This window comes from Anaerolineales bacterium (assembly GCA_003105035.1).
In the GTDB taxonomy this organism is placed as follows: Bacteria; Chloroflexota; Anaerolineae; order Anaerolineales; family UBA4823; genus FEB-25.
This window is the reverse complement of the sequence record PQAL01000032.1, coordinates 18,001-32,562: the sequence shown is the minus strand read 5'-3', so window position 1 is coordinate 32,562 and position 14,562 is coordinate 18,001. Positions and strand designations below refer to the sequence as shown.

9 protein-coding genes are annotated in these 14,562 nt (G+C 47.8%); 6 read left to right on the top strand and 3 right to left on the bottom strand.

Annotated elements, in window-relative coordinates; all coding sequences use genetic code 11:
• Positions 1–272 precede the first annotated feature (272 nt).
• The 6 genes from C3F13_12860 to C3F13_12835 all read left to right on the top strand — a co-directional run bounded on the left by C3F13_12860 (position 273) and on the right by C3F13_12835 (position 10,140).
• Positions 273–2,405: a hypothetical protein gene (locus C3F13_12860; protein ID PWB51794.1), complete on the top strand. Its 2,133-nt coding sequence runs from the start codon at positions 273–275 to the stop codon at positions 2,403–2,405.
• Positions 2,406–2,413: 8 nt separating this feature from the next.
• A complete protein-coding gene (locus C3F13_12855; GenBank protein ID PWB51793.1) occupies positions 2,414–3,058 on the top strand; it encodes a DNA-binding response regulator in 645 nt (214 codons plus the stop codon).
• A 231-nt stretch (positions 3,059–3,289) separates the two neighbouring features.
• On the top strand, positions 3,290–4,561 hold the full coding sequence (locus C3F13_12850; GenBank protein PWB51792.1) for an AAA family ATPase: 1,272 nt from the start codon (positions 3,290–3,292) through the stop codon (positions 4,559–4,561).
• A 3-nt stretch (positions 4,562–4,564) separates the two neighbouring features.
• Positions 4,565–5,524: a D-2-hydroxyacid dehydrogenase gene (locus C3F13_12845; protein ID PWB51791.1), complete on the top strand. Its 960-nt coding sequence runs from the start codon at positions 4,565–4,567 to the stop codon at positions 5,522–5,524.
• A 190-nt stretch (positions 5,525–5,714) separates the two neighbouring features.
• Positions 5,715–8,834: a glycine cleavage system protein T gene (gcvT, locus tag C3F13_12840; protein PWB51790.1), complete on the top strand. Its 3,120-nt coding sequence runs from the start codon at positions 5,715–5,717 to the stop codon at positions 8,832–8,834.
• Between the two features lie 76 nt (positions 8,835–8,910).
• A complete protein-coding gene (locus tag C3F13_12835) occupies positions 8,911–10,140 on the top strand; it encodes an aminotransferase (protein ID PWB51789.1) in 1,230 nt (409 codons plus the stop codon).
• Positions 10,141–10,194: 54 nt separating this feature from the next.
• Here C3F13_12835 and C3F13_12830 read toward each other — a convergent pair whose 3' ends face one another.
• The 3 genes from C3F13_12830 to C3F13_12820 all read right to left on the bottom strand — a co-directional run bounded on the left by C3F13_12830 (position 10,195) and on the right by C3F13_12820 (position 14,544).
• Positions 10,195–10,767 carry a peptidylprolyl isomerase gene (locus C3F13_12830; GenBank protein ID PWB51788.1) on the bottom strand — a complete coding sequence of 191 codons (573 nt, stop codon included), beginning with the start codon at positions 10,765–10,767 and terminating at the stop codon, positions 10,195–10,197.
• Positions 10,768–10,837: 70 nt separating this feature from the next.
• Positions 10,838–13,132, bottom strand: coding sequence for a hypothetical protein (locus C3F13_12825; GenBank protein ID PWB51787.1), 2,295 nt, complete (start codon positions 13,130–13,132; stop codon positions 10,838–10,840).
• A gap of 62 nt (positions 13,133–13,194) precedes the next feature.
• The gene (locus tag C3F13_12820) at positions 13,195–14,544 is read right to left on the bottom strand and encodes an NAD-dependent malic enzyme 1 (GenBank protein PWB51786.1); all 1,350 of its coding nucleotides are present in this window, start codon (positions 14,542–14,544) and stop codon (positions 13,195–13,197) included.
• Positions 14,545–14,562: the final 18 nt, after the last annotated feature.

The window sequence follows — 14,562 nt, the reverse complement described above, 5'->3', positions numbered from 1 at the left end:
TCATTAACAGCAAGGACTGTCTCGGACAATCCTGCTAACCATGAGATTCACTATATCTGACACAAACAGCGGCAGCAATCAGCAGAGGACTGAAAGTCTTGTAGGTAAACTAAGAAAACTGTTGTAGGAATTTATCCTACATAAGAATATTTTCATCTTGTCATTCCAAACGGATATCTGAGGATATAATCTTCCTATATATTGGGTGGGGATTTTTGGTTCATAATTGATGGGGTTTCATTTGGTTATGCATAACTTCGGAAGCATGTGCTATGGAAAGTGAACAACTTACGCTAGCAGAAAGATTGATGGATGCAATCGAGTATGCTTTACTCGTCGTAGACGAAAAAGGGATTATTTTACGCGCGAATATATTGGCCAAAGCACAATATGGAGATGGTACAGACAGGCTCGTAGGGAAAAGCATTTCAGATATCATTACATCATCCTCTTATACCGATGTAATTCGACCAAACACCGACTTGCCACCAATAAATAACTTAAGGTTCAGCATCCTCCAAATAAGAAACGAAAACGGCATCACAGCTATCATTGACTCGATCATAGTGCCAGCCCAGGTTGGATCGCAGAAATTATTTTTTATTGTTTGGTCCCCATCCGACGCAACCCGAGTGGAGCAGGTCAGGATGATTAATCAAATCCTGGCTCAAACCTATACAACTTCTGAAGATGGTGGAAATATAAGCGAGGCTATTCGACGCATCGCAAATTCTCTTGCCCCACTTTTTACAGACTGGTGTGGTGTGTATGTTATTGATCCTGAAGGTTTGCCAGAACAAAAGGTAATCACACCACAGGAAGTGCTCAATAATCCTGCGGTGTATGAATGGTTCGAGAATGATCTGACCAATGATGAGGTTGATGGGCTGCCGGCTGTTTTACAATCAGGAAGAGCGAAGTTGGTCGTGGAAGTAAATCCAATGCGCCGGGCAGCGCAAGCAGGTATAACCTCTTATATGATCGTTCCGCTAAATTTTTATGGCAAACCCATCGGAGCAAGCATATTCATTTATGCGGAATCTGGCCGGCATTTTGATCAGAACTCGCTGGTTTTGGCTGAGAATCTGGCGTTACATCTGGCAATTCACATCAAACGAATCATACCTGGTTATTTAGAAACCGATCGTCATACAGTCAGTGAGCAAGCAATGGGGACACCTGTCACAGGACAACCCGTTGATCAATCTCAAGCAATGCTTCAGACTCTCTTCAGGATCAGCAGCAAATTAAATGCCACCCTGGACGTGGATGTGATCCTGGATGCCCTTGCCCAAGAAGCTATCCAAATGGTCGGTGGCGAAAGTGGCTTTGCAGGATTGCGTACCAGTGATGGGATGAGGGTTAAAAAGTATTTCCAGCAGGGACGGGAAATCCCCTTTGACCATACCTGGGCTATTGGTGAAGGTATCCCAGGGTGGGTATTGAAATATAAGGTTCCTTATGGAACCAGCGATGCTGAAAATGATCCATTGATTTGCAGGGACTTGGAAATTAATAATGACCTTCGGTCAGTAATTTGTACTCCGATTCTTGATACAGTTGGAGAAGTAATCGCTTATTTTGACATTCGCAACAAGCAAGATTCGGAAGGTTTTTCAATTAATGACCAGGAAATGCTACTGACACTCGCGCCTGTTGCATCGATTGCGATTCAGAATGCCCTCGCTTACCAGCAAAGATTAACAACACTAGCCGACCTTGAGAGGTCCGCCCATCAGTTTCAAGAGCTTGCTGCCAGTCTCCAGTCGACAAGGGAAGAAGAGCGCATCAACATTGCTCGTGAACTGCATGACCAGCTGGGTCAATCCTTAACCGGCATAAAATTCGACCTGGCCTGGATTTCAACGCAAATTGGACAAAAAGATGAAACCTTGGGTGAAAAGACCAAGGATATTCTGGCTCAATTGAACAACACAATCGTGTCAGTGCGACAGATTGCAGCAGAATTGCGACCCGGGATGTTGGATGACCTGGGATTGGCAGCTTCGGTCGAATGGCAGGTGCGCGATTTCGAGAGGAGGAGCGGGATAAAGTGTACGATCTCGCAGTTGGATGATGAACAGAATTTATCGAGTGAACAAGCCCTGGCGATTTACCGAATCCTGCAGGAAGGATTGACGAATGTAGCCAAGCATGCTGAGACCGACCAGCTGGATATTCGTATGATAACCGACGGTAACCAGATATTGCTTGAGCTTAAGGATTACGGCAAGGGGATTAAGGCTGACGAAATCAATAACAATCATTCATTGGGGCTCCTCGGAATGCGTGAAAGAGCAAAACAATTTGGCGGAACATTCGAGATAAATGGAGATCCGCAACATGGAACGACTTTGAGAGTTACATTTCCGCTATCTACTGATGAAGAAAAACCTATCAATTGAGGTGAGAGTTGATTAAAATCCTGCTGGCTGATGATCATGCAGTCGTCCGAAAGGGCATCAAGCAAATCCTCAGCGAAGCTTACCCTCAAGCAATCTTTGGTGAAGCGCAAAATTTTCACGAGTTGAGGGATCAAATTAATGCTGAGGCATGGGACATTCTGGTTTTGGATCTAGCCATGCCAGAAGGTAATGGCATCGAGATGCTCAAACAAATAAAACAGGAGCACCCAAGTATCCCGGTCTTAGTCCTGAGCATTTACCCAGCAGACCAATATGCACTCAGGACCATCCGTGTGGGGGCAGCTGGATATTTGAATAAAGAGAGTGCTCCTGAAGAGCTGGTCGAAGCATTCCAAAAAATCCTTTCGGGAGGCGAATATATCAGTGCGGCGGTGGCTGAAGAACTTGTCAGTTATGCCAGACGTGATAGCGATCAACCGCTGCATAAAGCACTATCTGACCGGGAATATCAAGTTTTGTGCTTGATCGCCTCGGGCAAGGAGATCAGGGAAATCGCTAGTGAATTGTCTCTGAGTCCCAAAACGGTCAGCACCTATCGAGCACGAATCCTGCTCAAAATGGATATGAGAACGAATGCTGAGCTAACCCATTATGCAATCCAGAATCACCTTGTGATGGAAGATCTCGCCTGATGTATTTTAGTATTCGTCCTTACAATGGGGAAAAATATCTTATATTCCAATATCCAGCTTAACCATCTTTAATCACAACAACTAAATGCACTGGATGGGATGATCAATTTCCAGCTAATCTAATTTTTCGATGGCAACCTCCCTGCAAGAAACTTACAGAATCGATAGATGTGGGCGGTCATTAATCAATGCATTGTATAATGACACCAACCCAATGCTATGGAGGATGGAATGCAAGATAACAGGACCATCAATGATATTCTTACACAACCGAAATCTGTAGAAGAGCTGGATATCCCCCAAAATATCTTAATTGACATCCTTCTTCGCCTGTTGTACACCGAAGGATATGTGGATTTCAAGCGTATGTCACAGGTGATGAGGGTTCCGCACGCATTGGAGCAGGTGTTAGACTGGTTACGTAAGGAACACTTGATCGAAGTATCTCAATCTTCAACCTCCTATGGCCCGTTGAATTACATCTATAAGCTGACTGGGGCTGGTGAAGATCGTGCCCGTGAGGCCATGGATCGCTGCAAGTATATCGGGCCAGTGCCTGTGCCAGTGAACCGATATAATGAAGCGATTGAGTTGCAGACCACTGGTCCGCGTATGGTAAAACCTGCCCAGGTTAAGGATACACTCAATGAATTGGTGTTACCAGCTGAATTTCACCGAAAAATCGGTCCAGCGATAAATTCTGCTGCGTCGTTATTCCTGTATGGTCCTCCTGGAAATGGGAAGACCACCATCTCCATGCAGATCTCGAAATTGATCAGTGGCACCGATCCAATTTGGTTGCCTTATGCATTGACTGCAGGCGGGCAGATTATCCAAATTTATGATCGATTGTTCCACCAGGAGATTGAACGAGAGCAAAAAAATCAGCTAGATGGGCGTTGGGGATTATTTAAACGGCCATCTGTTGTGGTCGGTGGTGAGATGAGGATCGAGGCACTCGACCTTCGGTGGGATCCGCTAGCGAATTTTTATGAAGCTCCATTACAAATAAAAGCGAATGGAGGAGTTTTTTTGATTGATGATTTCGGCCGGCAACAGGCCAGTCCAATCGAGCTATTGAATCGCTGGATCATGCCATTGGAAAATGGTGTGGATTTTCTACGTTTACGCACCGGACAGACCCTGGTCATACCGTTCCGAGCACTGATCATTTTCTGTACGAACCTCGACCCGTACAACCTGGCCGATGAAGCCTTTTTCCGCCGGATTCAAATGAAGGTCGGAATTTTTACCCCCGATGAAGCATCATACAAGCAAATCTTTAAACGTGTTTGCAAGCAACTGGGAATTTATTTCGATCAAGAGAGTTATCAGCACCTGATCGATCGTTGGTACCATCAAAGTGACAGGCCCTATCAAGCAGTTCATCCGAGAGACATCTTAACCATCCTCAGAGCACTATGTGTTTATGAGGAAAAAGCAATATATTTATCTCCTGAGTTGATTGATGAGGCCTGCGAGATATATTTCGTAAAACATTGATCGTTGCCTCTTTCGATGAATACTAAACATCATTTACTCATTTTGTCACAACACGATGAGATCTATAAGCAATTGATTGCTTGTGAACAACTGCCCGGTTTATTGGTCAGTGCAGTAAAAGAACCAATAAAAATAGTCCATACAGGCGAACCTATCGACATTATTTTTGGTGAACCTTCGTTGATAAGCGAAGTATTACCCAATATGCCTGCAGTTCATTGGGTTCAATCGACCTGGGCAGGCGTGGAACCATTGCTGGTGCCTGGTATGCGGCAGGATTATCAGCTCACAAATGCTCGTAATGTATATGGTCAGGCGATGGTAGAGTATGTTTTTGGCTATTTGCTAATGATCGAGCGGAAAATTCTGGTTCGCTGGCAGTCACAACTGACTGAAAAGTGGGATAACCGGCCGAATGGGACTCTGCGGGAAAAAACCTTAGGATTACTTGGTGTAGGAAGCATCGGATCCCAACTGGCAAATACCGCTCATGATTTTGGTATGCAAGTATTTGGGTACACCAGGCAAAGTGAAGATTGCCCGGCAGTGGATCGATATTTCCATGGAGAGGAATTGACCGAATTTGCTTGTGGGTTAGATTATTTGGTGTGCTGTCTACCGGGTACCCCGGCAACATTTCATCTAATAAATGAAGGATTTCTTTCTAGTTTACCGCCCAAGGCATGGTTGTTGAACATCGGTAGAGGCAGTACAATAGACGAGACAGCATTGATCCGGGGATTAAGTGACTATCAGCTGGCAGGTGCTGTGTTGGATGTGAACGCGGTGGAGCCACTTCCTGCCGGGCATCCGTTATGGTCAACACCAAATACCTACCTCACATTCCATAGTGCTGCCCAAAATTATCCACCGGATATTGCCAAGATATTTATCGAGAACTATCGCCGCTCTATTGAAGGAAAACCACTTTTATATCAGGTTGATTTCATCCGTGGGTATTGACCTTCATCGAAGATTCGCATAGACATTGTACACGTGATTAATCGAGTTAAATGTTATCCAACGGGATGGGAAAGCAAGCTTCCTAGTCCACTTTTCTATTTAACAGAAGGTGACTACTTGACCCAAGCAATGCAAGCGACTACAATTTACATGGCGTTATTAAGATCCAAAATGCACCTAGGAGAAAATCATGGATGACTTTTTGTTTCGCGGTAGTCTGGCAGAGCTGGACCCCGCTATTTTCGAATTAACCCAACTCGAATCTGAGAGACAATATCGAAAGATTATCCTAATCCCGTCTGAGAGCCAGGCTCCCATGGCAGTGCGCGAAGCGTTATCTTCAGCGTTTCAAAACATCTACGCAGAAGGATATCCACGTGAAGAAACAAGAACCATGATTGAGAAAGAGATCATGGATTTTCCTGCTCGCCTGGTCAATTTTAGACGCTACTCTGATAAACGCTACTACAAGGGCGTTGAGTACGCAGATACGATCGAAGAGCTTGCTCGCCGCCGTTGTGCTGAGCTTTTTGCCAATGATCTCGTCGATGCAGATGACATTTATGTGAATGTGCAGGCGTTATCGGGAGCGCCAGCAAACAATGCGGTCTATCATGCCCTGGTTGAGCCTGGTGCTACGATCATGGGCATGGATCTGCTTCATGGTGGTCACCTAACGCATGGCTCGCCAGTTAACCGGTCGGGGAAGTATTACAACGCCGTGCATTACTCGGTAGATGCGCAAACTGAGCAGATTAATTATGATGAAGTCGAGGAGCTGGCCAAAAAACATAAACCACGCTTCATCATTGCGGGATACTCATCCTATCCTTGGGCGGTGGATTGGGGACGGTTCCGGAAGATCGCAGACGAGGTTGGTGCATACTTATTTGCCGACATTGCCCATATTGCTGGCATGGTGGCAGCGAGGGCTTATCCCTCTCCGGTTGGATACGCTGATGTTGTGACCTTCACCACCCATAAATCGCTGTGTGGACCGCGAGGGGCGTGCATTTTGACATTTGATGAGAAGATGTCACGTGATATTGATCGCGCAGTATTCCCCGGTGAACAGGGAGGGCCGCACGTAAATTCGTATGCCGGGATGGCAGTTGCTTTCAAAGTCGCCAAGACCGAGAAATTTAAGGGACTGCAGCACCAGGTGGTAAAAAACTGCATTGCATTTACAGACGATTTGCGCCAACGAGGGTTCCGGATCGCATACGGTGGCACCAATACCCACTTAATGAACCTGGCTTGCACAACTGTGGTGGGGAAAGATGGCACCGCTTTATCAGGTGATATGGCTTCGCGCATCCTGGATATTGCCGGGATCGTGGTCAATCGCAATACCATCCCTGGTGATAAAGACGCATCCGATCCATCGGGTATACGCATGGGTACACCCTGGGTCACGCAGCGTGGATTTAAAGAAGCGGAAATGAAGAAATTGGCGGATATCATAGCGGATATCCTGTTTTCTACACAACCCCATGGACGTATGGGTGCTAATGGTATCCTACGGCGGGCAAAGGTCGACTTTAAAACCCTGGAGGAAGCAAAAATAAAGGTTCGTAATCTGGCAGAAAGCGCAGGAATCGATTTTACCGCCAGCCGGCATGGTTACCCCCACTTTTATTACCTGGATGATGCTGCACCTAAGAGAGCATGGTCCGTCTTGAAGCTTTCGGGTGAGCGAGTCAGGCTTTTCTTGAGCGAAGCCTTAGCCAGTGATGTTGAGATACTTGAACCTGGCAATACCCAACCCACACGCATCAGTACTCCAAACGGCGCAATCGATGGGACCTTGCGTTGTGTGGATACTCATGAATATAACCTGACAATCCCTTCCGAAAAGCTAGCACTCATAGCAGCATGGCTTAGAGATCTATCTGATGGGTATGTTGCCTTCGATCCGGACCCATTGAAAAAGCTACCGGGATTGACTGTAGTCCAGGTAGCCGAGGTTGATCCAGATATCCCGATAAAGGGTGATGTGTTTGCCCCAAAACCGTATTATATCGGTATGGAAGATGGAAAAGGCGAAGCACTGCCGGTATTCAACTGGGAAGAAAAGGAAGGTGCACCCAAGCGCACCCCCATATTTGACACCCACAAGAGACTGGGTGCCAAGATCATCACCTATGCCGGCTGGGAGATGCCTGTCTGGTACACATCGGTGATGGAAGAGCATCTGGCGGTCAGGCAGACCGCAGGACTGTTCGATGTTGCCCACATGGGCGTGCTGCAAGTGGAAGGACCGGATGGGGCAGCCTTCCTTGACAGCGTGGTGGCGAATGACATCAGTTATCTGGCAGTAGGTGAGTCGTGCTATACCCACTTGCTTGATCCTGAGGCTAACGTGATCGATGATCTGATCGTTTATAAGCGCAGCCCAGAAAAAATGCTCATCGTGGTCAACGCAGCCAACTTCGATAAGGATTGGGCCTGGTTAAATGCCGTCAAGAATGGGCAAGTTAAAGTCGACAATCACCGCCCATGGACGAGGGTGTTTGGCCATCACGCCATCCTGCGTAATTTAAAGGATCCTAAAGAAGGCAGTGATATGCGTGTAGACATTGCGTTGCAGGGCCCAATGGCTCGAAAAATCCTAATGGGGCTGGGGTGCGATGAAGATACACGTTGTTGCATACGATACCTTACGAGGACCAGGATATGCGAAGTGTCTTTAGGGGGCTTCGACCTGGTGATATCACGCACGGGATACACTGGTGAGAAATTCTCTTACGAAATATTCGTGCATCCAGCCCGGGCGGATGACCTGTTCAATGCTCTCCTGGAAGTTGGCAAGGATTACGGGCTCAAACCTTGTGGCCTGGGGGCACGCGATTCACTCCGTACGGAAGCCGGTTTGCCTCTGTATGGGCACGAGATGGGTGGAGAGCTCAAGCTGGGAGTGGCTGAAGCTGGTTTCGGCCAGTATGTTAAGACATACAAGCCATGGTTTATAGGTCGTGAGGCTTTCCTGGTGAAGGAAAAGCAGCGCAAGGGCGAGCTGGTTCGCTTCCGCTTCGATGAGAAAGGTGTCAGGATGGCCCATTTGGGTGACCCAGTGGTAGATTGGCGTGGTAAGGTATTGGGGTACGTCACCAGCTGCGCGGTTGACATGGATGGCTACCTGACAGGACAAGCTTATATTGACTCGAAGAGCGCTGAGAAAGGGACGATTATCTATATTTACCAGGGAGCACCAAAGGATAGCAGTAAAGTATTAGGAGCACTGAAAGTGGGTGAGCGAGTAATCCTACCTTCACCCGCTCATATCATGCGTCGTTTTCCGAAATTGTAAACGTTGAAGACCGGCACCTGCTCATTACAGCAAGACGGTCTTCCTTCAAATACAAGCCTTAAAGGAGAGTGACTGAATGGAAACACCTTGGGACCATCGATATGCCCAACGGACACAGCGGATGAAAAGCTCTGCAATTCGTGAATTACTTAAGCTAACCGAAAACCCAGAAGTTATCTCTTTCGCGGGTGGCCTGCCAGCACCTGATGTCTTCCCGGTAGATGAATTTTCTGCAGCTTGTGAGACTGTATTAAAAGAATGGGGGGCTGAGGCGCTCCAATATGGGGCAACGGAAGGATACCGACCGCTGCGGGAGATGATCGCTCGTCACACGGCGCGTTACGGAGTAAGCGTTTCATCTGACAATATCCTCATCACCAGTGGCAGCCAACAAGCCCTGGATTTGATCGGTAAGGTATTCATTAACCGGGGTGACCGGATCCTGGTGGAGGAGCCAACTTATCTGGGTGCATTACAAGCCTGGAACTCATATGGGGCGGAGTATGTGACTGTCCCCATGGATGAAAATGGGATGATCACCGATGAGCTGGAGAACGCCCTGCGGTCTGGGGTGAAGTTCATCTATGTCCTACCGAATTTCCAGAATCCGACCGGAGTGACACTCTCGCTTGAGCGAAGGAAACAGCTTATCGAGATCGCTGACCGTTATGGCGTCCCGATCATCGAAGATGATCCATATGGACAGTTGCGTTATGAGGGTGAAAATTTACCTTCTATCGTATACCTGGATAATGAGTTTCGAAAGAATGGCACAAACGAATATGCCGGTAATGTGATCTACCTAAGCACATTTTCGAAAACACTGGCGCCTGGCTTACGCCTTGCCTGGGTGATTGCTCCGACGCAGGTAATCCGCAAGCTGGTTCAGGCGAAGCAAGGAGCCGATTTGCATACCGCTACTTTCAACCAAATTGTGGCGTATGAAGTGGCACGCGGTGGTTTCCTTGACAGGCACATCTGGTTGATCAGGCGTATCTACGGTGAACGGCGAAACATAATGCTGGATGCAATGGAAGAATTATTTCCCCCTGGAGTAACGTGGACCAAACCGAAGGGAGGCTTGTTCCTGTGGGGGATGCTGCCCAAAGGCTTGGACACGACAGAAATCTTCAAGGTGGCAGTAAAACGCAATGTTGCCTTCGTTCCAGGGACCTCATTTTACGCCCTGGGTGGTGGAGAAAACACGATGCGGTTGAATTTCTCGTATTCCAACCCTGATCAGATCCAGACAGGCGTTGAACGTTTAGCTAATGTTCTGAAAGAGACCATCATCGCTAATAAATAGCGTATGGTAAATTAATATGAAAACCGGGCGTGTTTTTTGAACGCCCGGTTTTATTTACTGGATGCCCACCAGCTGGACTTCAAAGATCAGGGTGGAATTTGCTGGGATGGGTCCGTTGGCTTGCGATCCATATCCTAATGTCGGAGGTATGACCAGTAGACGGGTACCGTTCACTTGCATGCCCTGGACACCTTCATCCCAGCCGGGGATTACCTGACCTGAGCCAAGCGGAAAGTCAAAGGTTTGACCACGGTCAAGGGATGAATCGAACTTAGTGCCATCTTCCAACCAGCCGGTGTAATTAACTGAAACAGTATCGCCGGCTTTAGCGGCAGCGCCATCGCCCACTTGCAGGTCTTCATAAACGAGACCGGAGGTGGTGGTCACTGCATTCGCGGATGGTGCGGGTGGTGTGGAATCCAAAGTACCGATGGGATATGAGCCACTGGATGCGCTTGCTGGGGTTGGGGTTGCTGCGGCATTTGATTTATTGACGTAATCCCTGATCACCAGGAAAGCAACGACAGCAACAGCCAGGATGATAATTGCGGCGAGGATGGCACGCTGCCGGTTCCTGCGGGCGATGCGTTCGGCGCGGCGTTGTTCGCGTAAAGCTGCTTTGGTCATGTGAACCTCCGAAAAATTATATCGATTGGGTGGTGCAAATTGTACTCGAAATTTACCTCACCCTGTGAACCTATTTCGATGATATGGGAATGAATATCTTGAGCTTATTAACAATAACTAACTGTGTGACCAGGTCAGATCCGCCAGGGTTCGTGGCGACCAGGGTTACGGTGAAAATTCCTGGTGCGGTATATAAATAGGTTGGATTGGTTTCAGTAGACGTTCCTATTCCATCGCCGAAGTCCCACTCGTAAGTGATGGGTCCAGTGCCTGTGGTTGTGTTGGTAAAGACAACTTGCTCACCAAACTCAACCGGGCTATTGCTAGTGAAATCAGCTATTGGAGCAGGTGGGAAGACCGAAACTAGTATACTTATTTCATCTGTGCCATAGGTATTTGTGGCAACTAAAGTAACGATGAAATCACCATCACCCAAATACAAGTGAACAGGGCTAACCTCCGTAGTTGTCACTCCATCACCGAAATCCCACTCGTAAGTGATGGGTTCAGTGCCAGTGGTGGTGTTAGTGAACAGCATTTCTTCTCCCAACACAACTGGACTATTACTGGTAAAGTCAGCAGTCGGTGCATCTTCTCTAGCAATGGTCAAGAAAATTGCGGTAAATGGACCCCAATCACCGTTTACATTTCTACCGTGGACAAGAATGTAATGCTGGCCAACAGATAGGTCTGTGGTATCGACAATAGATTCAACAGTTTCAAAAGAACCACCCCAGCTGCCATCACTGGGAGACAATGCTATGCCAGCTCCGTCAGTACCTTCCGTATCAATAAAAAATTCAGCTCCACCAATATTCGCTGCCGGATCGCCAGCATATCGGTAATCCCGAATATAAGCTGTTAGCTCGACCGGGTCACCAGCGATGACTGAAGCTGGGGTAACTGAAAGTGAGTTCGAATCAGGACCATACGCAGTCAGATAAGGTGTGCGTGCAATCTTGTGTAGGTAGATGAAAGAAGGACGGTTTTCAGCCCAAAAATTTCTAGGTACTCCTTCTCCATCCTGGCATGTATATGATGGGAAGAAATTTCCACATGTACCAGAATCCGCTCCTATTTCATAAGTGAAAGCCGGTACACCAAACTTCCCATAAACCCAATCAGCGTTATCACCATCAACGGTATATAGATTATGAAGGGGATAGTAGGAGGTTAAATAAGCCAACTTCCTGCCAATTGTAGTTAATTGTGCGCCGTTGGGTGGGTTCAAGCTATCATCAAAACCCCATGGCCATAATACTTCGTCTCCATAAGAATGCAGGGAGAGAAAAATGCCTGTTGCATTATTCGGTGCTGCGCCGGGGATCTGATCATCACCATTATTACCATTTTGATCGGGGAATATTGAGGCAAAAAAGGTTTGAAAAGCCTGGGTTTCCGGTTCTGAGTTTCTTGTTGGACCCCTATATGTCTCAGCACATGGACTCCCACTCGAACCACCACAACATCCCCACTTAAAACTGCTATTCCGATTCAAATCAACACCCCAATTATTTGGATCGTAAGTGCAGCCAGCAGTATCCATATTTTTTCGCCTATAGAGCGACCAATTTGCTTCATTTATCGCATGTCCGTCGGGATTTTGCGAAACTAAGATGTATACTGCGTGGTGGTTTACCAGCCAGGTTACATCAGGATCGATCTCATATCCGCCCTGGCTAAGATATCCAGATGTAAGGTATTTTATATAGCGAATCGCCATTTCAGGGGTTGTGACTTCGCGGGCATGCACATTGGCAAATAAGAAAAAAGCTGGTTTATCCTCGATAGGGCCGAAGTTGGGATTTTCGCTCGTTATCCGCATCACCCACATATCGCGGATATGTCCACCTTGCGCTGCCTGCCAGGCATTTCCGATGTCAATCAGTTCTGCAATACTCGAATAGGTATCGCTTATCCCCCGCATGAAATCCACCATGTATAGGTCGTTACCATTCGTAACATAGTTATCAAAATAATAATAGCGGGGATCTAATGGGGCCAGGGATGATTGGAGAAGAGCTGTATATTCTTGGTCCACCTCGACCCGATATCCAAGTGATTCGAGCCAATCCATTTGTGACGGATAGACTGCTGCAATTGCATAACCTGCGTTCGAGCCTATACGAGGTAATGGATGCACTTCCCAGGTGTCCAATAATCCAGCAACTGCATTCAATTGATCCTGACTGTCATAGTAAAATCGGATAACGAGCTGATCCGATTTGGTTACCCCCAAAGATATATCGGTCGTTGGCAACTCAGACGCTGATGTGCGTCGATTTTGATCGAGAAATAAACCACCAATCAGGATGACCACTGCCATAACTATTGCTGCGATGAGAAAACGATGTTTACTTGTCATCCAACCATTCTCCTTCTTCGTTGCGTGCCTGAAATTTTTGATTCTTTACTTCTTTGGGTTAGTTATTCCTCCGCATAGGGAATAAATTCGGCACGAGCCAAGCCTTGTTGAATCGCTTTTTGTGCGACCGCGCGTGCAACCGCACGATGCACTTTTTTATCCAGAGGGTTAGGCACCAGCTCATCGGGTAAGGTCTGGTCAGCGATCGCATTCGCTGCAGCCAGGTACATTTCATCACTGATGCGTTTGGCATAAGCATCCACCGCACCGCGCAGGATACCTGGAAAACCCAATACATTGTTGACTGATTTTCCATCCGCTGCGAAGGCTGCGCCAGAATTGATCGCCAGGTCCGGATCGATCTCAGGGTTGGGATTCGAGAGCGCAAGGATAATCTGACCCTTGCGTACCATCTCCGGTTTGATCAAGCCTGCAGCCCCGGTGGTTGCTACCACCACATCACATTCCTGCATGATTTCCTTGAGGTTGGAGCGCTTACCCCCCGACTGTTGAAAAAAGTTTAGTGCAGCCTCGGATAAATCTGCCCCCAGAACTGGGTTACCGGTCAGCTTCATCAACATGCGGCCAATTGCATTCCCTGCAGCACCCAGCCCGATCTGGCCGATCACCACTTTATCGAGCGGGAGACCGGTGATCCGGCAGGCGTTGGTTAGCGCAGCGGTCTTCACTACGGCGGTCCCATGCTGGTCATCATGCATCACAGGAATGTCCAGGCTCGCCTGCAGTTCCTCTTCAATTTCGAAGCAGCGTGGAGCTGAGATATCCTCGAGCTGAATGGCTGAAAACGTGGGAGCGATATTTTCCACCGTTTGAATAATCTGATCAGGATCTTTGGTATTTAACAGGATCGGCACACCAGAAAGCCCGACGAGGGTCTCCATCAGCATGGCTTTGCCTTCCATCACGGGCATCCCGGCGACGGGGCCAATATCCCCAAGGCCGAGAATGGCGGTGCCATCCGTTACAATGGCTACCAGGTGGCTGATGGCGGTGTACTGGCGGGCGAGGGATGGGTCGTTGGCGATTCTCAAACAGACTTCAGCCACACCCGGGGTATAGACCCGGCGTAAGGTAAAAAGACTATCCACAGCAATCCGGCTGCGAATGGCGATTTTCCCTTTCTGATGCAGCTCGAGTACTTCATCACGAATGGCAAGGATGCGTGTGCCGGGATTGGCTTGCATGGCCTGCAACACTCGTTCCATGTGGGCTTCGTCTTGGGTATAGATCGAGATATCTCTGAGCGTATATCGGGAAGTTTCCTGGATCAGGCGAACTTCACCGACATCTCCGCCAGCCTCAGCTACGGAAACTAAAAGTCGGCCGAGTGTACCCAATTGCTGTTCATTGCGCACCCGTATGGTGCGCATGAATTTATCTGATATATCCATTTCGATGATGTCCCAAAA